This window comes from Sphingomonas sp. CFBP 8760, assembly GCF_014841615.1.
Classification (GTDB): Bacteria; Pseudomonadota; Alphaproteobacteria; order Sphingomonadales; family Sphingomonadaceae; genus Sphingomonas.
The window spans coordinates 102258-121127 of sequence record NZ_JACYUG010000007.1 but is presented as its reverse complement, the minus strand read 5'-3'; the positions used below and the strand labels follow the sequence as shown (position 1 = coordinate 121127).

General features: G+C 70.6%; 19 protein-coding genes and 2 pseudogenes. 10 read left to right on the top strand and 11 right to left on the bottom strand.

Going from position 1 to position 18870, the window contains the following annotated elements:
• Window positions 1-27: 27 nt before the first annotated feature.
• The 4 genes from IFT82_RS11010 to metX form a co-directional block, all read right to left on the bottom strand.
• On the bottom strand, window positions 28-483 hold the full coding sequence (locus tag IFT82_RS11010) for a response regulator (protein ID WP_192126619.1): 456 nt from the start codon (window positions 481-483) through the stop codon (window positions 28-30).
• Between the two features lie 85 nt (window positions 484-568).
• Window positions 569-1156 carry a methionine biosynthesis protein MetW gene (gene metW / locus IFT82_RS11005; protein WP_192126617.1) on the bottom strand — a complete coding sequence of 196 codons (588 nt, stop codon included), beginning with the start codon at window positions 1154-1156 and terminating at the stop codon, window positions 569-571.
• Entirely contained in the window at window positions 1153-1584 is a 432-nt protein-coding gene (locus tag IFT82_RS11000; protein WP_192126615.1) for a GNAT family N-acetyltransferase, read from the bottom strand. Before IFT82_RS11000 ends, metW begins: the two co-directional genes overlap by 4 nt.
• Window positions 1581-2690 (bottom strand): homoserine O-acetyltransferase MetX, encoded by a 1110-nt coding sequence (gene metX, locus IFT82_RS10995; protein ID WP_192126613.1) that lies wholly within the window; start codon window positions 2688-2690, stop codon window positions 1581-1583. Before metX ends, IFT82_RS11000 begins: the two co-directional genes overlap by 4 nt.
• Before the next feature lie 61 nt (window positions 2691-2751).
• Between metX and IFT82_RS10990 the strand changes: the two genes are divergently transcribed.
• The 5 genes and pseudogenes from IFT82_RS10990 to IFT82_RS10970 all read left to right on the top strand — a co-directional run bounded on the left by IFT82_RS10990 (window position 2752) and on the right by IFT82_RS10970 (window position 8032).
• On the top strand, window positions 2752-3870 hold the full coding sequence (locus tag IFT82_RS10990) for a pyridoxal phosphate-dependent aminotransferase (protein ID WP_192126611.1): 1119 nt from the start codon (window positions 2752-2754) through the stop codon (window positions 3868-3870).
• Window positions 3870-4787, top strand: a complete 918-nt coding sequence (locus IFT82_RS10985) for a prephenate/arogenate dehydrogenase family protein (RefSeq protein ID WP_192126609.1) — start codon at window positions 3870-3872, stop codon at window positions 4785-4787. Before IFT82_RS10990 ends, IFT82_RS10985 begins: the two co-directional genes overlap by 1 nt.
• A 621-nt stretch (window positions 4788-5408) precedes the next feature.
• Window positions 5409-5513, top strand: a pseudogene (locus IFT82_RS21475) (PEPxxWA-CTERM sorting domain-containing protein); the annotation flags it as partial.
• A gap of 85 nt (window positions 5514-5598) precedes the next feature.
• Complete coding sequence (locus IFT82_RS10975) at window positions 5599-6852, top strand: dipeptidase (RefSeq protein ID WP_192126605.1); 1254 nt, start codon at window positions 5599-5601, stop codon at window positions 6850-6852.
• Between the two features lie 43 nt (window positions 6853-6895).
• Complete coding sequence (locus IFT82_RS10970) at window positions 6896-8032, top strand: lactonase family protein (RefSeq protein WP_244646680.1); 1137 nt, start codon at window positions 6896-6898, stop codon at window positions 8030-8032.
• Between the two features lie 8 nt (window positions 8033-8040).
• Here IFT82_RS10970 and IFT82_RS10965 read toward each other — a convergent pair whose 3' ends face one another.
• From IFT82_RS10965 to IFT82_RS10945, 5 genes are all read right to left on the bottom strand, one after another.
• A complete protein-coding gene (locus IFT82_RS10965; protein ID WP_192126603.1) occupies window positions 8041-8937 on the bottom strand; it encodes a hypothetical protein in 897 nt (298 codons plus the stop codon).
• A 37-nt stretch (window positions 8938-8974) separates the two neighbouring features.
• Complete coding sequence (locus tag IFT82_RS10960) at window positions 8975-9649, bottom strand: uroporphyrinogen-III synthase (protein ID WP_192126601.1); 675 nt, start codon at window positions 9647-9649, stop codon at window positions 8975-8977.
• On the bottom strand, window positions 9646-10557 hold the full coding sequence (gene hemC / locus IFT82_RS10955; protein WP_192126599.1) for a hydroxymethylbilane synthase: 912 nt from the start codon (window positions 10555-10557) through the stop codon (window positions 9646-9648). Before hemC ends, IFT82_RS10960 begins: the two co-directional genes overlap by 4 nt.
• Window positions 10558-10612: 55 nt before the next feature.
• Window positions 10613-10963, bottom strand: a complete 351-nt coding sequence (locus IFT82_RS10950) for a hypothetical protein (protein ID WP_192126596.1) — start codon at window positions 10961-10963, stop codon at window positions 10613-10615.
• 186 nt (window positions 10964-11149) lie between these two features.
• Window positions 11150-11863, bottom strand: coding sequence for a LuxR C-terminal-related transcriptional regulator (locus IFT82_RS10945; RefSeq protein WP_192126594.1), 714 nt, complete (start codon window positions 11861-11863; stop codon window positions 11150-11152).
• 466 nt (window positions 11864-12329) lie between these two features.
• On the opposite strand from IFT82_RS10945, the gene IFT82_RS10940 reads away from it, so the two are divergent.
• The 4 genes and pseudogenes from IFT82_RS10940 to IFT82_RS21470 all read left to right on the top strand — a co-directional run.
• Window positions 12330-12533 (top strand): hypothetical protein, encoded by a 204-nt coding sequence (locus IFT82_RS10940; RefSeq protein WP_192126592.1) that lies wholly within the window; start codon window positions 12330-12332, stop codon window positions 12531-12533.
• Between the two features lie 60 nt (window positions 12534-12593).
• Window positions 12594-13619 (top strand): tRNA (adenosine(37)-N6)-threonylcarbamoyltransferase complex transferase subunit TsaD, encoded by a 1026-nt coding sequence (gene tsaD, locus IFT82_RS10935; protein WP_192126590.1) that lies wholly within the window; start codon window positions 12594-12596, stop codon window positions 13617-13619.
• On the top strand, window positions 13616-14593 hold the full coding sequence (locus IFT82_RS10930) for an NAD(P)H-dependent glycerol-3-phosphate dehydrogenase (RefSeq protein WP_192126588.1): 978 nt from the start codon (window positions 13616-13618) through the stop codon (window positions 14591-14593). Before tsaD ends, IFT82_RS10930 begins: the two co-directional genes overlap by 4 nt.
• A gap of 616 nt (window positions 14594-15209) precedes the next feature.
• Window positions 15210-15317: pseudogene (locus tag IFT82_RS21470) on the top strand (PEPxxWA-CTERM sorting domain-containing protein); the annotation flags it as partial.
• Between the two features lie 35 nt (window positions 15318-15352).
• On the opposite strand, the gene IFT82_RS10920 reads toward IFT82_RS21470, so the two are convergent.
• Window positions 15353-17185 (bottom strand): AsmA family protein, encoded by a 1833-nt coding sequence (locus tag IFT82_RS10920; protein ID WP_274602237.1) that lies wholly within the window; start codon window positions 17183-17185, stop codon window positions 15353-15355.
• Window positions 17186-17304: 119 nt separating this feature from the next.
• Window positions 17305-17475 (bottom strand): DUF1674 domain-containing protein, encoded by a 171-nt coding sequence (locus IFT82_RS10915; protein ID WP_192126584.1) that lies wholly within the window; start codon window positions 17473-17475, stop codon window positions 17305-17307.
• Window positions 17476-17535: 60 nt separating this feature from the next.
• On the opposite strand from IFT82_RS10915, the gene IFT82_RS10910 reads away from it, so the two are divergent.
• Entirely contained in the window at window positions 17536-18822 is a 1287-nt protein-coding gene (locus IFT82_RS10910) for an RsmB/NOP family class I SAM-dependent RNA methyltransferase (protein ID WP_342355098.1), read from the top strand.
• The last annotated feature ends 48 nt before the right edge of the window (window positions 18823-18870 follow it).

The window sequence follows — 18870 nt, the reverse complement described above, 5'->3', positions numbered from 1 at the left end:
CCGCGGAAGCGCGGGGTAGGGCCGACGTCAGCGGGTCTTTGCGCCGACCATCACATCGTGGTGGCACGACGCATCCGCCGTCGCTGGACCTGCGAAGGCGACCACATCGTCACTGGCGGCGCCATTGATCGACACGCCAGCGCTGGTCGCCATCGCGGCGGCGGCAAGGATCGCGCGTTCGGTGAAGGGTTTGCGGATATATCCCAGCGCGCCGTCGCCATCGCCGATCTGGGTGGGGTTGGCGGTGACGAACACCACCTTGATACCATGTTCGGCCGCGATGCGGCGGGCGATGTCCGGCCCCGTCGGCCCGTCGCGCAGGTTCACGTCGACAAAGGCGAACCCGCATTCGGGCGCGGCCAGCAGCGCGCTTTCACGATCGGCGGCGATCGCGGCGACATCATAGCCGGCATCGAGCAGAATCCGCTCCAGATCCAGCGCGACGAAAATCTCATCTTCGACGATCAGCGCGGTTTTGCTCATCGAACATCCAGTGGGGGTTGGAACCCGTAAATCCGGATCAATAACAAAAGTTCCGGATATCCGGTCGCCGCGCATCCCGGTTTCCCTAGCGTCGCAACAGGAACACGGCGTGTTCGGCGAGCAGATTGGCCCCCGCCGCCGGCCGCACACCCCCGCGCGACAGGAACCACGCCCCCTCCACCACCACCGATCGCCGCGCCAGAAAGGTGCGGAAGTCGTCGATCGTGACATGGTGGATATTGGGCGTGTCGTACCATTGTTCGGGCAACAGCGACGTCACCGGCATCCGTCCGCCCCACAGCAGCGACAGCCGCACCCGCCAATGCGCGAAATTGGGGAAGGACACGAAGGCGCGCCGGCCGATCCGCAACAGTTCGTCCAGCACCCGGTCGGGCGCATGGCAGGTCTGCAGCGTCTGGCTGAGGATCGCATAGTCGAAACTCTGGTCGGGATAGCCGGGCAGGTCGGTATCGGCATCGCCCTGCACCACCGGCAGCCCGCGCGCGACCGCCAGCGACACGTTGTCGGGATCGATCTCCAGCCCGCGCGCATCGACGCCGCGGCCATCGCGCAACGCCGCCATCAACGCGCCGTCGCCACAGCCGATATCCAGCACGCGCGCACCCCCGGCAACATGGTCGGCGATCACCGCAAGGTCGGGACGCAGGGTCATGGCACCGCCCGCAACATTGCCGCAGCCGCCGCCGACAGCTTTTCCATGTAGCGATCGGGACGCAGCAGCGCGTGAAATCCGAGCTTTTCGTACACTCCATGCGCATCCGCCGTGACAAGGCCGATACGGCGGATGCCGGCGAAGCGTGGATGATCGACGAACCAGCCGACCAGTTGCCGGCCGAGACCCTGGCCGCGCGCGGCCTCGTCCACCCAGACATCGGCGATCCAGGCGAAGGTGGCATGATCGGTGATCGCGCGGGCGAAACCGACCTGCGTACCGTCGCGATAGGCGCCAAGGCAGTGCGATCCCGCGATCGCCCGTTCGACCAGATCGCGCGCGATGCCGGGCGACCAATAGCTGCCCGCCAGCCAGCCATGCACGCAGGCGACATCCAGCCGGGTCCTGTCGTCGTCGAGTTCGATCATGCCACCGCCTTCAGGAACCCGTCGACCACGCGGTTCATCTCGGGCGCGTCGAGCAGGAAGGCGTCGTGGCCATAGGGGCTGGAGAGTTCGACGAAGCTGACCGCGCGGCCGGCGGCGTTGAGCGCGTGGACGATGTGGCGCGATTCGATCGTCGGGTACAGCCAGTCGGTATCGAAGCTGACGAGGCAGAACCGGGCGGCGGTGGCGCGGAATGCATTGGCGAGCAGCCCGCCATGCTCCTCCGCCAGATCGAAATAATCCATCGCGCGGGTGATGTAGAGATAGGAATTGGCGTCGAACCGGTCGACGAAGCTGAGGCCCTGATGGCGCAGATAGCTTTCGACCTGGAAATCGGCGTCGAAGCCGAAGCCCTTCGCGTCGCGCGCCTGTAGTTTCCGCCCGAACTTCTCGGTCAGCCCGGCTTCGGACAGATAGGTGATGTGCGCCGCCATCCGCGCCACCGACAGGCCGGCGGCGGGGGGATCGTCGCGGTAATCGCCGCCGCGCCATTTGGGGTCGGCCATCACCGCCTGCCGACCGACCTCGTGAAAGGCGATGTTCTGCGCGGTGTGCCGCGCGGTCGAGGCGATCACCACCGCCGCGCGCACGCGATCGGGAAAGGTGGCGGGCCAGCTGAGCGCCTGCATCCCGCCCATCGATCCGCCGACCACCGCGCGAAGCACCCCGACGCCGAGATGGTCGAGCAGCATGGCCTGCGCGCGCACCATGTCGCGGATGGTGATGACCGGGAACGCCATCGCGAAGGGGTGGCCGGTGGCGGGGTTGATCGTCGACGGGCCGGACGATCCCATGCAACTGCCCAGCACATTGGCGCAGACGACGAAGTCGCGCGCGGGATCGACGGGCCGTCCCTCGCCGACCAGCCGCGACCACCAGCCGGGTTTGCCGGTGCGCGGGTGGGGGCTGGCGAGATGCTGGTCCCCGGTCAGCGCGTGGCAGACCAGCACCGCGTTGCCGCCATCGGGGGCGAGCGTGCCATAGGTTTCGTAGGCGATCTCGACGGGCGCGAGCAGCGCGCCGCCGTCGAGCCGGAGCGGCCCTGGCAACGTCACATGGCGCGATAGCCCGAAACGCTCGTCGATCATCCCCCGCCCGCTACGGTGCGCGGGCTGGCATGGCAAGGCCGTGGCGGCTATGCGCGGCGGCATGACCCCAGCATCCTCCCCCACCTCGCCCGTCGTGAAGCCATGGGTGCAGGCGATCCACCCCTATATCCCCGGCCGCTCGACCGCGGACGACGGGCGCAAGGTGGTGAAACTGTCGTCGAACGAGAACCCGCTCGGCACCAGTCCCGCCGCCGTCGCCGCCTTTGCGCGCGCGGGCACCAGCCTGGAACGCTATCCCGATGCCGGCGCGACCGCGCTGCGCGAGGCGATCGGCGCGGCGCACGGGATCGACCCGGCGCGGATCATCTACGGCACCGGATCGGACGAGATCCTGCATCTGGTCGCGTCCGCCTATGCCGGGGTGGGGGACGAGATCATCCATGTCCGCTACGGCTTCGCGGTGTACGAGATCGCGACCCGCCGGGTCGGCGCGACGCCGGTGGTGGTGGACGACCGCGACTACGCCACCGATGTCGATGCGATCCTCGCCGCCGTCACCGATCGCACCACGATCGTCTATGTCGCCAACCCCAACAACCCGACCGGCACCTTCACCGCGAAGGACGAAGTCGCACGGCTCCATGCCGGGTTGCCGGGGCATGTGCTGCTGGTGCTCGACCAGGCCTATGCCGAATATCTCGCGCCCGAGGACGACGATGGCGGGCTGGCGCTGGCGGCGACGGCAGCGAACGTGCTGGCCACGCGCACCTTTTCCAAGATCCACGGGCTGGCGGCGGAGCGGATCGGCTGGGGATATGGCTCGGCTGCGGTGATCGAGGCGCTGCACCGGGTGCGCGGGCCGTTCAACGTGACGATCGCGGGGCAGGCGGCGGCGGTGGCGGCAGTCGGCGACACCAGCTTCGTCGCGTCGACGCGCGCGCACAACGACCGCTGGCGCGACTGGTTCGTGGGCGCGATCGGCGCGCTGGGCAATGCCGGGCTGCGGTGCGTGCCGTCGCAGGCCAATTTCGTGCTGGTGCTGTTCGAGGGCCGGTTAACCGCCGAGACGGCGTACAAGGGGCTGATGGACGCGGGCTATATCGTCCGCTGGCTGCCGGGGCAGGGGCTGGCGCAGGGCCTGCGCATCACGATCGGCACCGAGGAGGAGACGCGCGGCGTCGTCGCGGCGCTGCGCACGCTGGTGGAACGGGCCGGCTGATGCTGCCGTTCGCGCGGGTCGCGATCGTCGGACTGGGGCTGATCGGATCGTCGGTCGCGCGGGCCGTGCGCCACGCGATGCCGACGGTGCGGCTGAGCGGGTACGATGCCGATCCGGCGGTACGCGACACGGCGATCCGGCTGGGGCTGGTCGACGATGTCGCCGATCAGGCTGGCGCGGCGGTGACGGATGCCGATCTGGTGGTGCTGTGCGTGCCGGTCGGCGCGATCGGCACGGTGGCGGGCGAACTGGCGGCGGACCTGCCATCCGATGTGATCGTCACCGATGTGGGCAGCTGCAAGACCGAGGTGGCGCGCGCGCTGGCCGAGGCGATTCCCGGTGTCGCGGTGGTCCCGGCGCACCCCGTCGCGGGGACCGAGCGCAGCGGGCCGGAGGCGGGCTTCGCGACGCTGTTCGCGGGCCGCTGGTGCATCCTGACGCCCGCCGCCGATGCCGATTCCGTCGCGGTGGCGCGGGTGGGCGAGTTCTGGCGACGGCTGGGCGCGGATGTCGAGGTGATGACCCCCGAGCATCACGACCGGGTGCTGGCCGTCACCAGCCACCTGCCGCACCTGATCGCCTATTCGATCGTCGGCACCGCCAGCGATCTGGAGGCGGTGACCGAGAGCGAGGTCATCAAATATTCGGCCGGGGGATTCCGCGACTTCACCCGTATCGCCGCGTCCGACCCGACGATGTGGCGCGACGTGTTCCTGTCCAACCGGGAGGCGGTGCTGGAGATGCTGGGCCGCTTCTCCGAAGACCTGGCGCAGTTGCAACGCGCGATCCGCTGGGGCGACGGCGACGCGCTGTTCGACCTGTTCACCCGCACCCGCGCGATCCGCCGGTCGATCGTGGAGCAGGGGCAGGACGACGCGCGCGAGGATTTCGGCCGCTCGCACGATCCGGCGGTCTGACCGACCGTTTCCCTTTCGATCGTCCCGATCCGGGATCGATCGCGTAACCCGCTGTTAGGCATTCTCCTTTAGGACGTCTCTCAACGATGTTTCGGCCCCGTCGCGGGGCAATCGAGGGAAATCCGCATGAAGACCAGCCTGATGTCATTGGCCACCGGTATCCTGATCGCCGCCGCGGCGATCGCTTCGCCGGCACAGGCAGCGAAAGTGACGTTCGATTTCGGCCTGAACGGCGCCAGCCGCGCCAACGGCGTGTTCGAATTTGACGACGCCAAGACCGGCGTGCTGGCGTTCGAGGACCTGAAAAGCTTCGATATGACCACGGTCGGCGGCCCGATCCTGCTCAGCGACGGCACCACGCAGGAATTTCCGAGCGTCACCTATTCGCTGACCGATATCCTTGGCCTGTCGAACCGGTATTTCGGGTTCGATACCGCGGCACGGACCATCGTGGCGGGAACGTTCGAGGGTTTCGCCTTCCCACTCGTCTTCGCGGCCTATGACGATATCGGGTCGACCGGGTTCCTGATCGACTTCTTCAACGACGGCACCGGCGCCGGGTCGATCACCGAGTACACGGCCCGTTACATGGACGGATATGACCGCATCTCGATGACCGCATCGGTGCCCGAGCCGGCGAGCTGGGCGCTGATGCTGGCCGGTTTCGCGATGGTCGGCGGTGCGACCCGCTATCGCCGCCGCGCGACCCGCGTCGCCCATGCCTGACGATCCGATCGCCCCCGGCGGGCAATCGGCATGACGGCGGCGGGATCGGGGTGACCCGGTCCCGCCGTTTTGCCATCATGGCGGGATGATCTCCCTGCTCCTGATGCTGGCCGCCGCCGATCCGCCCCGGTCGATCCCCTCGCGTCCCGATCCGGCACTGGCCCGCGCCGAACGCGTGCTGGCCGCCGCGCCGCTGATCGACGGGCACAACGATCTGGCCTGGGAAATCCGTGACACCCAGGGTGGCCATGTCGAGGCGATCGACCTGACGCGCGGGACCGACCGGCTGCCGCGCCCGCTCCAGACCGATCTCGACCGGTTGCGGCGCGGGCAGGTCGGCGGGCAGTTCTGGTCGGTGTGGATTCCTGCCGACGTCACCGGCCCACGCGCGGTGGAACTGACGCTGGAGCAGATCGACATCGTCCGCCGGCTGGTCGCCGCGCATCCCCGCGATCTGGCCTTCGCCAGCGATGCCGCCGGGGTGCGGCGGATCATGAAGGACGGACGCACCGCCTCGCTGATCGGGGTGGAGGGCGGCCACCAGATCGACGGGCGGCTGGCGGTGCTGCGCCAGTACCGGGCGCTGGGCGTCGCCTATCTGACGCTGACGCACGCGCGCAGCCTGGACTGGGCGGATTCGGCGACCGACGCACCGCGCAGCGGCGGCCTGTCGCCGTTCGGGCGGCAGGTGGTGGCGGAGATGAACCGGATCGGCATGATCGTCGACATCGCGCATGTGTCCGACGCGACGATGGCGGCGGTGCTGGCGACGACGACGGCGCCGGTGATCGCGTCGCATTCCAGCGCGCGGGCGCTGACCGCCGCGCCCCGCAACATCCCCGACGATCTGCTGCGCGCGATCGCGGCGAACGGCGGCGTGGTGATGGTCAATTGCTATCCGGCCTTCCTGTCGGACGACTGGCGGGCCTGGGATGCGGCGCGGACCACCTATGCCGCGGGGGCGGGGGTGCCGGCGGACGTCTATGGCGACCGGTCCCCTGCGCCGCTGGTGGCGTGGGACCGCGCGCATCCCGAACCCCTGGTCGACGTCGCCACCGTCGCGGACCATGTCGAGCATGTCGCCAGCGTGGCGGGGCGCGACCATGTCGGGCTGGGCGGCGATTATGACGGGATCGGCGGCACCGGGCCGGTGGGGATGAAGGGTGTCGATGGCTATCCGCGACTGTTCGCCGAACTGATCCGGCGCGGGTGGCGCGACCGTGACCTCGTCGCGCTGGCGCAGGGCAATGTGCTACGCGTGATGGAACGGGTCGAGGCAGTGGCGGCGTCGCTGGCGGGACGGTCACCGGTCGATGCGATCGATCGTGCGTCGCGATGAGCCGATGCGTATCACGAGGCAGGGAACGGCGCGAGGAACGACGATGACGGATGGCACGATGGCGGCGATGACGCGGCGGACCGCGCTGGGTGGATTGGGCGGACTGGCGGCGGGGCTGCTGCTGCCGGGCGGGGCGACCGCGGCGCGGGTACGGCGGGTGGTGGCGGGCACCTATACGGCCGAAGGGGGAGAGGGGCTGTACCGGCTCGCCCATGATGCCGGCACCGGGCGGTGGACGCTGGCCCCTGCGATCAGGACGATCGCCGATGCGTCGTTCGCGGTGCGCGACCGGCGCGGGCGCTGGTATGCGGTGGCGGAAAGCGACGACGGCATGGTCGCGGCCTATGGTCCCGGCTGGCAACGGCTGGGCAGCACGCCGAGCGGGGGCGGGGGGCCGTGCCATCTCGCGATCGACCGGGCCGGCCGCTGTCTGGCGGTGGCGAACTACGGCGGCGGCAGCGTCGGCTTCCTGTCGCTCGACCGGCGCGAGGGCGTGGCCGGACGGCCGACGGTGTTCCGGCACGAGGGCAGCGGTCCGGATGGCGACCGTCAGACCGGACCCCATGCGCACTGGGTGGGGTTCAGCCCCGACCAGCGCTGGCTGCACGCGGTCGACCTGGGGGCGGACGCGATCTTCGCCTATCCGTTCGATCCCCGTGCCCGCGCGCTGGCGCCGCCGCAGCCGGCGTGGCGCGCGCCCGCCGGGGCCGGGCCACGGCATCTGGCGCGGCATCCGCGCCTGCCGGTCGCCTATGTGGTGTGCGAATTGTCCAACCAGCTGATTACGCTGGACGCCGGCCTGGACGGCCGGTTCGCGACGCGATCGACCGTATCGACGCTGCCCGCCGGGTTCTCGGGCGCCTCGCAGGCGGCGCATATCGCGGTCGATCGGGCGGGGCAGCGGCTGTACGTCTCGAACCGGGGGCATGACAGCATCGCGGTGTTCGTGATCGAGGCGACGGGGGAGCCCCGGCTGGCGCAGCATATCGGCAGCGGCGGCCACTGGCCCCGCATCTTCGTGCTGGTCGAGGATGCCCGGCAGATGCTGGTCGGCAACGAACGGTCGGGGACGATCGCGGTGCTGGGGATCGAGCGTGACGGCACCCTGTCCGGGTCGGGATCAGGGTCGGGGGGGCAGCAGTTGACGGTGCCGGGCGTGGCGTTTCTGGGGCTGGACTGAGGAAGACCCTATCGGGCGATCGGGTCGCCACGCACCGGCGCAAGTGGCTGGCCGGTCGCCTGCCCCAAGATCGCCGCGGTTTCGACGACGTCGAGCGCCTGATGCGCCAGCGCATAGCGGCGCGCCGCCACCAGCCAGTTGCCCGCCTGCGCCGCGCCGGGCATCCGCGCGATCTCCGCCCGGGCGGCATCGACCCGGCCGTCGTCGAGCAGCCGGCGGGCGCGGGCCAGCCGGTCGGCCGGGGCGGTGGAGGGGGTGCCCTCCTCGCGCAGCACGATCAGGTTGCGCAGTTCGCGACGGGTATCGGCGAACCAGTCGCGCCCGCTGGCCGATTGCAGATCGGGGGCGATCGCGTCGAGTGCCTGGCGCAGATCCTCGATCGTCACCGGGGTACGCGCCGCCTGGATCAGCACCGCGACCGCGCGCGGCTGCGCCCCGACGAAGCGGCTGCGCAGCTGTTCCTCCAGATAGCCCAGGCCGGTGCCGCCATCGATCGCGCGGCGGGTGGCGAAGGCGACCATCAGCGCCTCCGCCCGCGTCGCCTGTGCGCCCGCGGCGGCGGCATCGGTCGCGACGGTGGCGGTGCGTGCCTCCAGCGCGGCGAGCTGGGCGGCCAGTGCCGCCTCCCGCGTGACCAGGGCGGCGGGATCGACGGCGGGGGCCGCGCCGGTCGAGGTCAGCGGCTGGGCGGGTGTGAAGCCGGCCCCGTCCGTGCCCGCACCCGTCTGCGGCGGCTGCGCGCCGATGTTCAGCCGCGACAGCCAGCCGGCATAGATCGCATAGCTGGCGAGCGAACAGCCCGCGACGAAGGCGATCAGGATCAGCGCGACGACGAAGCCGGGGCGGCGGCCCCGCGCGGGCGGGCGATCGAAGGGCGCGGGATCGGAAAACGCGGGGCTGCTCATCGCCGGCGGTTATCCTCGCAGGCGCCCGCGCGGTCAATCATTCCCGTGGCCGGCCGGTATTCCCGTTCCGGGCCGCCCCCAGCGCCAGCGCGACCAGCGTGGCGTCGTCGGGCCGGGCCGCGACCGTGACCGACGCCCAGCCGCCGCCCGCCGCGGCGGCGACCGCACCGCTGATCGCGATCAGTTCGATATCGCCGCGCCGATCGACCAGCGCCGCCAGCCGGGCGCCCGCGCGGGCGGAATGGAGCAGCGCGACTCCCCCCGCCAGCGCCGCGAGCGCGTCGGGCGCCACCGGCAGTGGTTCCGCGGCATAGACGGTGATGGCGACCGCATCGGGGATCGCGATCCGCTCCCGCCCCGCCAGATGCAGCAGCCGGCGCCCCGCCGGCATCGCCGCGACCAGCGATTCCACGCCGCGGGCGCCGATCACCTCCACCGCGAAGCCCGCATCGGCGGCGGCGTACGCGGTGGCCCGACCGACCGCCCATACCGGCAGGGTCCGCAGGCGGGCCAGCCCGTCGCCCCCGTGGCGAAAGGCGTTGGCGCTGGTCGCGACCAGCGCGTCGAACCCGGCGGGATCGGGCGGGGTCCACGTCGTCGCCGCCACCGCGAACAGCGGCAGCCGGATCGCCCGGCCGCCCCGCGCCGCGATCAGCGCCGCCGTGCGCGCATTGCCCGGTTCGGGCCGCAGCACCGCGACCGCGCGATTCACCCCGCGAACAACCGCCGGACCGGGTCGGGCGCGCGGGCCAGCAGATCGGCGGCAAGGCGGGCGCCGAGATCGTCGTCGGCGGTGCCCTCGACATGGCCCTCCACCTGCGCCGTGCCGTCCTCGGCCAGCAATTCGCCGCGCAGCGTCAGCATCTCGCCCGACAGGCTGGCAAGCGCCGCGACCGGGGAATGGCAGTCCGCCTTCAGCGCGGCGAGCAGCGCGCGTTCGGCCGCGACGCAGGCATGGGTGGCGGGATCGTCGATCGCGGCGAACAGCGCCTGCGCGGCGGCATCGTCGGCGCGCACCTCGATCCCAACCGCGCCCTGCGCCGGGGCGGGCAGCATCGTGTCGGTCGGCACCGCATGGCCAACGGTCGTCCGGCCGAGCCGGTCGAGCCCGGCGGCGGCCAGCAGCGTCGCATCGACCTCCCCCGCCGCCAGCTTGCCCAGACGGGTGTCGACATTGCCGCGGAACAGCACGATCCGCAGGTCGGGGCGGCGGCGCAGCAACTGCGCGCGGCGACGCGGGCTGCTGGTGCCGACCGTGGCGGCATGGGGCAGGTCGGCGATCGCCGCGACGCCGATCAGCCGGTCCCGCACATCGGCACGCGGCAGCATCGCGGCGATCCGGATCGCCGCCGGGCGCACCGTCTCGACATCCTTCATCGAATGGACGGCGGCGTCGATCTCGCCGGCCAGCAGCGCGCGATCCAGTTCCTTGGTCCACAATGCCTTGCCGCCGATCTCCGCCAACGCGCGGTCCTGCACCCGGTCGCCGGTGGTGCGGATCACGACCGTCTCGATATCGTCGGGCCGCCAGCCATGCGCCGCGCACAGCGCATCCCGCACCATCCCCGCCTGGGTGAGCGCCAGCGGCGACCCCCGCGTACCGAGCCTTAACCGAACCATCCCGCGCCCTATAGGCGGGGGGTGGGGCGTAACCCAAGGGGGTTCGTGGCGTCGGCTACACCCAACGATCCGGCCCCTCGCGTTTCTGCAGGCTGCGATCGTAGAACAGGCGGCTGACGATCGCGGCGACGGCGGCGACAATAGTCGCGATCACCCAGGGCGTGACGGCCTCCGCGCGTCCGGCCGCGATCACCAGGCACAGGGCGGCGAGGATCGGGGCGGCGACCATGGCCGGTACCATCAATCGAACCTGACGCGCGCCGAACCCGCTCAGCCCGCCGCCCCACCACGCGACCGGCAGCAGGATCAGCCAGTAGATCGGATTGGCCCGCGTCTCTGCCTGTCCGCCGGAGACGATCAACCCGATCAGGGCGAGCGAGGCGGCAAGAACGGCGATGATCGCCATGCCGGCCGCCCATGACGAAGCCGCATCAACCCGCAGCCGTGCCCAATATTCCCTGTCGCGACGTGGCATCGATCGATGTTTTCCCCGTGTCGGATATTGATGTCGGAGCTTGGACGGGCCGGCCCGGTGCCGAGGTCCGCGACGGACCGAACCCTTTGGCCGCCCCACCGCCGCCCTTCGCCCGGTCTATCGGGCCCGGAAGCGCAGTCCATGGGGTATGGCAGGTGCTCCGCCGTCATCGACGAAATTCAGATAGGGCGGGCTGTTGAACCAGATTTCGTAACGGCGACCCGATTTGACGTTGCAGATCATCCGGAACGTGCGGCGATCGGTAGACTGTTCGGGCCGGTTGTCGCATTCGGGATAGGTTTCCGCAGTTTTCCGAACGAATGAGTAGCTTTGCCGTCGCATCGGTCGATCGAATGTGACGCTCAGCGCGATCTGGCCCGGACCGACCACGGCATCCGGCGCCGGAGAGGTGGAAACGACATGAGGAGCGGCGGGCGTCGAACGCTTTTCCAGGTCGGCATGAGTGCCCGCGACGATGACCGCCGCGACGATGGCCGATGTCAGCATGGGAATTCCCCAATGGCTCAGGAAGCGGGAGCCGTCCGTCGGCCAGCGCTTTGACCGACCGTCCTGCTCGGCCCCGGCGACGCGGTCGGGAACCACAAATTTCGATGGCCCCAGAAATTCAGGGTCCTCCTGCTCGGCCAGAAGGCGGGCGGCGGCCCGGCTGCTGCCGGCCCGGGTTTTGAGGCGGGCTTCGCGGAGGCGCTCGTTGACGGTGTGAACCGACAGACGCAGCGTGGCCGCCGCGCTTTTGGTGTCATGCCCCCTGGCGAGGAGGCGAAGGACCTCACGCTCCTTGTCGCTCAGCCCGAACGGTGCCTCGACCATTACCTCCCCTTCCCACCGGCCTGCGCGGCAACCCCATGGTCCAGTCCTGCCATCATGCGGTGCCGACGCCAAGGAATGGTCGCCATCATGATCCGGCCCGATCGACGAAGGGAAGGACGGCGGCTGCGCGCCTCCCGCCGGGATGTCGGCAAGCCTTGATCGCAGGGTTCCCGGCGCAACGCGGCCACCGCGCCTTGCCATACCGCCACACGGGACCATGACCGAACCTGATGAACGTCAGCCACAACGGATACATCATGCGGTTGACGAACGATGATGGCGTTGCCATCTTAACGATATGTCCGCATGTGCGACATATCAGCGATTTCGCAATCACGCAGGCCAACTCGCCGCGCGCCTGTAGCCCGGGCTCGAAGGCTTGCCGACCGGGCTCGGGATATAGTCGAACTGTTTCAGGCGGATGCGCTGCGGGCGCCCGCTTACCCGGACAAGCGGATTTCGTACCATGTCGGATATCGATGCCTCGGCGATGGATCGCCGATCGGAGCCTATCGCCCCATGCGGGCCGGGGAACGCACCCGAACCGGTCCGTTCCCTGGCGCCGCCCCAGCGGATGCCCGGACGCACGATCGACCTTACCCTGCTGCTGATGATCCTGCTGATCGGCGTGCCGATTCTGGTCTATTGCGCCATGTTCTCGGCGCGGTAGACAGGGTGCGTGCCGCCGGCCGCTTCGACAAGGGCACGGCGACCCGCTACACCGTCCGCCATGTTGATCCTGGGTCTGGAATCCTCCTGTGACGAAACCGCCGCCGCGCTCGTGACCGGCGACCGGCGGGTGCTGGCGCATCGGCTGCTGGGGCAGGAGGCGGCGCATGCGCCGTTCGGGGGGGTGGTGCCGGAGATCGCGGCCCGCGCGCATGTCGAGGCGCTGGCGCCGCTGGTCGCCGCCGCGCTGGCGGATGCGGGGGTGACGTTACGCCAAGTCGATGCGATCGCCGCCACTGCCGGGCCAGGGCTGATCGGCGGGGTGATGGTCGGCCTCGTCACCGGCAAGGCGCTGGCCCATGCGGCGGGCAAGCCGCTGGTCGCGGTCAACCATCTGGAGGGTCACGCGCTGTCGCCCCGGCTGGCCGACCCCGATCTGGATTTTCCCTATCTGCTGCTGCTGGTGTCGGGCGGCCATTGCCAGTTGCTGCTGGTTCAGGGGGTCGGCCGCTATCGCCGGCTGGCGACGACGATCGACGATGCGGTGGGCGAGGCGTTCGACAAGACCGCCAAGCTGCTCGGCCTCGGCTTTCCGGGTGGGCCGGCGGTGGAGCGCGCGGCGGCGCTGGGCGATCCGCGCGCGGTGCCGCTGCCCCGGCCGCTGAAGGGCGCGGCGGAACCGCATTTCTCGTTCGCGGGGCTGAAGAGCGCGGTGGCACGCGCCGTGGGCAAGCACAGCCCGGAGGATCTGGCCGCGTCGTTCCAGGCGGCGGTGGTGGAATGCCTGCTCGATCGCACCGCGCGCGCGCTGGCGGCGGTGCCGGAGGCGGCGACGCTGGTCGTCGCGGGCGGGGTGGCGGCGAACCGCGCGGTCCGCGCGGCGCTGGAAGAATTGGCGACCGCGCATGGCCGCCGCTTCGTCGCGCCGCCGCTGTGGCTATGCACCGACAATGCGGCGATGATCGCCTGGGCCGGGGCGGAACGCTTCGCCGCCGGGCTGACCGATCCGCTCGACCTGCCCGCCCGGCCGCGCTGGCCGCTCGATCCCTTGGCGGAGGCGGTGCGCGGTGCAGGGGTGAAGGCATGAGAATCGGGGTGATCGGCGGCGGGGCATGGGGCACCGCGCTGGCGCAGGTGGCGGCGCATGGCGACCGCGACGTGCTGTTATGGGCGCGTGAGGCGGAGGTGGTCGCCTCGGTCAATGCCGATCGCCGCAACCATCTGTTCCTGAGCGGCATCGACCTGTCGCCGACGATCCGCGCGACCGGCGACCTCGCCGATCTGGCGGCGTGCGACGCGTTGCTGGTGGTGGCGCCCGCGCAGCATGTCGGCGCGGTGCTGGCGGCGACGCCGGTCGGTACCCGGCCGCTGGTGCTGTGCGCCAAGGGGATCGAGGCGGGCAGCCGCCGGCTGGTGGGCGAGGTGGCGCGCGCGGTGCATCCGCAAGCGCCGATCGCCGTCCTGTCCGGTCCGACCTTCGCGCATGAGGTAGCACGGGGATTGCCGACCGCGGTGACGCTGGCGTGCGAGGACGATGCCTTGCGCACCGCGCTGTCCGAACGGCTCGCGGCCCCGCATTTCCGGCCCTATGCCTCCAGCGACGTGACCGGCGCGGAGATCGGCGGCGCGGTGAAGAACGTGCTGGCGATCGGCTGCGGCGTGGTCGAGGGCGCGGGGCTGGGGCAGAATGCGCGCGCGGCGCTGATCGCGCGCGGTTTCGCCGAGATGACGCGGTTCGGGCTGGCGCGCGGCGCGCGGGCGGAGACGCTGGCGGGGCTGTCCGGTCTGGGCGATCTGGTGCTGACCTGCTCGTCGACCAGCTCGCGCAATTTCTCGCTGGGCGTGGGATTGGGCCGGGGCGAGGCGGCGACCGCGTTGCTGGCGGATCGCCGCACGGTGGCGGAGGGCGCGTTCACCGCGCCCGTGCTGCGGCAGGCGGCGGCGGAGGCCGGGGTCGACATGCCGGTATGCGACGCGGTGTGCCGCCTGCTGGAGGGCGCGGCCGTGGACGACGTGATCGGCACCCTGCTGGCACGGCCGTTGCGCGAGGAGGGGGTGTAGCAAGGGTCTGCACCCCTATCCCGAAAAGGGCGGCTCAGGTTCGATATGGTTGACGGATCAAGCGCGTTTGTTAACGCCACCGCCACCGCCACGATCATCGGTCGCCAAACGGGGAAAACGTGTGAGCATTTTTTTCAAGACGATGGCGATTGCCGCTGCGGCCATCTGCGCGGGATCGAGCGCCAGTGCCGCCACGATCACCTATACGGACGCGAATCGCGGGCCGGTGTATCTGCAGCGGTTCAACCCCCTGCTGGGTACGCTCCAGAGCGTGTCGTTCGACAATCGGTACAGTGTGACCACCTCTTTCGCTTTTAACGGTATGCCGGGTTCGCCCGCGCCGGTGGTACGAATCCTCGGAACGATCGGCGATCCGGGTTTCGGTCGGGTGACAGTCGACGAGTTCGTGCAATCGTCATTCTCGGCACCGAATCAGATTTCCATGAACATCGTGAAAACCGCTACGCCGACCTTCACCACTGGTCTCGACACCTATATCGGTTCCGGCAGCTATGCCCTCGGTTTCTATAGTCTGACCGCGCCGGGTTACGCGCCGACGGCATCCGGCGGCAGCTTCAGCAACGTCAGCGTCACCTACACCTATCTCGCCGGTGTCGGCGCGGTACCCGAGCCGGCGACCTGGGCGATGATGCTGACCGGTTTCGGCATGGTGGCGGGCGCGACGCGTTATCGTCGTCGCAAAGCCACGATCGCGCCGGGCTGACCCTCCCGGCCCCTCCCCGCGACGGGGAGGGGCCGTTACCGCAGCGCCCGTGCGGTCAGCGCATCGCAATCCGCGTCGGTGGCGAGAGGGAGGGTATCGCCGGTGATCTTGCGGCCGATCGCCTTCAGGATGTTGCCGACCGACTTGGTTTCGCGCGGCACGTCGAGGTGCGGGGCGGTGATCGTGCCGGTCATCGTCGCGGCGCCGGGGATACGCAGGATCGCGGGGTGCTTGGGCGCGCCGGTCAGCCGCATCGACAGGCGTTCGTCGGGGAAGGATACGGTGCCGGTGGCGGTCATCCTGCTCCATTCGGTATCGATGATCGCCGGCGTGGCGCGGGCGGTGCCGTTCGCCATCGCCAGTCTGGTAACGAGGCAGCGCAGCCCGGCGCGCTCGCCCGATCCGGCGAGCAGCGCCCGGCCCGCGTCGAACCCCAGCGCGGCGGCATAGCGCGCGGGCAGGCGACCGTGACGGACGGTGAAGCCGACCGTACCGTCCGACCGCCCCACCGCGCTGCGCAATGTGTCGCCGACGCCGACCAGCCGCACCCGCGCCGCCAGCTTGCCGGTGAATTCGCCCCCCGCCGCGAACGCTGCCACGTCGCCGCCCGCCAGCGTCAGGTCCAGCGTCAGCGTCGGCGAAGGCTGGCCCCGCCGCTGGTCGACCACCGCGCGGCCGGTGACGCGGCCCTGATCGAGGCTGAGGCGTAGGGGGGCCAGCGTCAGGCGGCGGTGATCCATCGTCATCACGCCGGCCAGGCTGAGGATGGGGGGCGACGAACTGCCGATGATCCGGCCGACGCGGAAGGCCAGCCGGCCGTCGGTCGAATCGATCTTGCCGATATCGATACGGGTGTTGGGCACCAGCCGTGGCCCGATCCGTGCCTCCAGCGCCGCCGCCTCCGCGCGTCCCGCCGCCGAGGTGAGGTCGCCGAAATCGAACGCGCGCGAGGTGACGACGCCATCGATCTTCGACCGGCCGTCGACCTTGTCGACCGTCAGCCGCCCGGCGATGTCGGACCGGCCGATCGTGCCGGTCAGCGCGGTGATCGCCCAGCGATCCGGGTCGTGGCGGACATGCGCGCGGATCGCGACCGGGCGGGTGTGGAACAGCCCCGCCTCGATCACCGCATCGATCAGTTTCAGGTCGGCGGCGCGGGCGGTGACGTCCAGCGTCATCGCGTTCGCATCGAGCGGCCGGTCCATCGTGCCGGTCGCGCGCATCGCCAGCCTGTCGCCGTCGATCGTCGCGGTGAACGGCCATGGCGCCTGTGCCGGCGCGGGGCCATTGACGGTCAGGCGGATCGGCACGCCGTTGATCCGGCCCTGTCCCTGCACGCGGAGGCCGGCGACGGGATCGGCGGCGATCCGGGCGGTGAGTTGCCGGTCCTGCTTGCCATCGTCGTAGCGGACGATCGCGTTGCGGATCGTCAGACGCCCGATATCGGGGCCGCCGCCATCGCCGCTATCCTTCGACCCGCCCGGCCGGTCCCAGTTGGTGCGACCCTGCTTCGTGCGGACCAGCGCAAGGCGAAGGCCGTCGATCGTCACGTCCTGCGGCCGGAAACGGCCGATCAACAGCGGCCAGACCGGGAAGCCCAGCGTGACGGTGCCGATCCGCGCGAAATCGCCGGTGCCGGCCCAGTCCGCCTGGGCGACGGTAACGTCGCGGATCGCGATCACGGGGTGGAAGCCGATGGTGTCGAGCCGCTCGATCGCGCCGATCCGCACCGGCCGGCCGAACCGCTCGCCCGCCTTGCGCTCGATGGTGCCGCGCAGGCTGCCCCAGGGGAAGACCGCGAGGGTCGCCAGCAACAGCAGCAGGATGGCCGCCGCTGCCGCCCCCACGATCATCCCGCGTCTTTTCATCTCCGACGGGACGTTTCCGGAAGCGATTCGTTCCGGTGGCGAACCGTCCTGTCAGGCCAAGACGACAATCGAATGCATCGCCACCGCTCCGTCATGTCTGTCTTACCGGGACGATCACGTTAGAAATCGATGGCGATGCCCTTGTTCTCCCAGTCGCCGTAGCGGACGGGGTCGCGGCCCAGCGGATCGTCCTCGGCCTTGCGCACCGGGGCCGTCGCATCCGGCTTGGGCACCGGCGGATTGGCGGAAAGATGCGCGGGCGGCTTCACATGATCGGGGCGCTGGCCCATGGCGGTTCCTTCCAGAATGGCGACCCTGTGCCAGATAGGGTCGCGAAGGAGCGATGCAACGTGAACGCCCCCCACCAGACCCCCCGCGGGCAGACCCACGCGCCCGAACCGCTCGGCGTGCCGACGCGCCGTGCCGCGATCAAGCTGCTCGACGCGGTGCTGCGCCGGGGCGAATCGCTGGAGGCGGCGTTGCCGGCGGCGACGCGGATGGTGCACGGCCCCGACCGTGGCCTGGCCCATGCGATCGCGGCGGAGACGCTGCGCCGGTTGCCCGATCTCGACGCGCTGATCGACGGCGCGACCGAGCGCGCCCTGCCCGACGATGCCAAGGCACGGATGGCGCTGCGCATCGCGCTGGTGCAGGCGCTGGTGCTGGGCACGCCGCAACACGCCGCGATCGCCACGGTGCTGCCGCTGGTCGATGGCGGCCCGCGCAAGCTGGTCCACGGCGTGTTCGGCACCCTGATGAGGAGCGGCAAGCTGCTGCCCGAAACACCGCACCTGCCCGCGACCGTCGAACTGCGCTGGCAGAAGGCGTGGGGCGAGGCGATGGTGGAGGCGGCGGAGGTGGCGGTCGCCGCGCCGCCGCCGCTCGACATCACGCTGGCCGATCCAGGCCGGATCGACGAATGGCGGGAGCGGCTGGGCGGCGTGTCGCTCGCCCCCGGTCATCTGCGGCTGCACGACCATGCGCCGGTGCCGGAGATGGCGGGCTATGCCGAGGGGGCATGGTGGGTGCAGGACATCGCCGCCTCGATCCCCGCGCGGCTGATCGGAACGGGTGAAGGCACCGCGCTCGACCTGTGTGCGGCGCCGGGTGGCAAGACGATGCAGCTGGCCGCCGCCGGTTGGCAGACGATCGCGGTCGACAACTCGCAAGGCCGGATCAAGCGGCTGCGCGAGAACCTGTTCCGCACCCGGCTGAAGGCGGAGGTGGTGCGCGGCGACGTGCTGCTCTGGTCGCCGGACGAGCCGGTCGATGCGGTGCTGCTAGATGCGCCGTGCAGCGCGACCGGCATTTTCCGCCGCCATCCGGACGTGCTGCACCGGGTGCGCCCGTCGCTGGTCGCCGAACTGGTGGAATTGCAGACGCGGTTGCTGGCGCGCGCGGCGGACTGGGTGAAGCCGGGGGGGTGCCTGGTCTATGCCACCTGCTCGCTGGAGCCGGACGAGGGCGAGCGGCAACTAGAGCGATTCCTGGCGGCGCGCAGCGACTATACGCTGGTGCCGGCACCCGCCGACCTGCCGGTGCCGGTCGATCCGCGGGGTTATGTCCGCACCTTGCCGGGGATGATCGCCGATGGCGGCAATGACGGGTTCTTCGTGGCGAAGCTGGTTCGCGCCTGAGCGGGTTGGCCTGAGCGGGTTGCGACCTGCCGCCGCAATGATAGAGAG

Coding starts and splice junctions, on each gene's coding strand:
- metW (WP_192126617.1), bottom strand. CDS start 1,156: ATGACCCTGCGTCCCGACCTTGCGGTGATCGCCGACCATGTTGCCGGG.
- IFT82_RS10975 (WP_192126605.1), top strand. CDS start 5,599: ATGATCTCCCTGCTCCTGATGCTGGCCGCCGCCGATCCGCCCCGGTCG.
- IFT82_RS10965 (WP_192126603.1), bottom strand. CDS start 8,937: ATGAGCAGCCCCGCGTTTTCCGATCCCGCGCCCTTCGATCGCCCGCCC.
- IFT82_RS10945 (WP_192126594.1), bottom strand. CDS start 11,863: ATGGTCGAGGCACCGTTCGGGCTGAGCGACAAGGAGCGTGAGGTCCTT.
- metX (WP_192126613.1), bottom strand. CDS start 2,690: ATGATCGACGAGCGTTTCGGGCTATCGCGCCATGTGACGTTGCCAGGG.
- IFT82_RS10930 (WP_192126588.1), top strand. CDS start 13,616: ATGAGAATCGGGGTGATCGGCGGCGGGGCATGGGGCACCGCGCTGGCG.
- IFT82_RS10940 (WP_192126592.1), top strand. CDS start 12,330: ATGTCGGATATCGATGCCTCGGCGATGGATCGCCGATCGGAGCCTATC.
- IFT82_RS10970 (WP_244646680.1), top strand. CDS start 6,896: ATGACGGATGGCACGATGGCGGCGATGACGCGGCGGACCGCGCTGGGT.
- IFT82_RS10990 (WP_192126611.1), top strand. CDS start 2,752: ATGACCCCAGCATCCTCCCCCACCTCGCCCGTCGTGAAGCCATGGGTG.
- IFT82_RS10950 (WP_192126596.1), bottom strand. CDS start 10,963: ATGGCGATCATCGCCGTTCTTGCCGCCTCGCTCGCCCTGATCGGGTTG.
- IFT82_RS10985 (WP_192126609.1), top strand. CDS start 3,870: ATGCTGCCGTTCGCGCGGGTCGCGATCGTCGGACTGGGGCTGATCGGA.
- IFT82_RS11010 (WP_192126619.1), bottom strand. CDS start 483: ATGAGCAAAACCGCGCTGATCGTCGAAGATGAGATTTTCGTCGCGCTG.
- IFT82_RS10915 (WP_192126584.1), bottom strand. CDS start 17,475: ATGGGCCAGCGCCCCGATCATGTGAAGCCGCCCGCGCATCTTTCCGCC.
- IFT82_RS10920 (WP_274602237.1), bottom strand. CDS start 17,185: ATGAAAAGACGCGGGATGATCGTGGGGGCGGCAGCGGCGGCCATCCTG.
- IFT82_RS11000 (WP_192126615.1), bottom strand. CDS start 1,584: ATGATCGAACTCGACGACGACAGGACCCGGCTGGATGTCGCCTGCGTG.
- hemC (WP_192126599.1), bottom strand. CDS start 10,557: ATGGTTCGGTTAAGGCTCGGTACGCGGGGGTCGCCGCTGGCGCTCACC.
- tsaD (WP_192126590.1), top strand. CDS start 12,594: ATGTTGATCCTGGGTCTGGAATCCTCCTGTGACGAAACCGCCGCCGCG.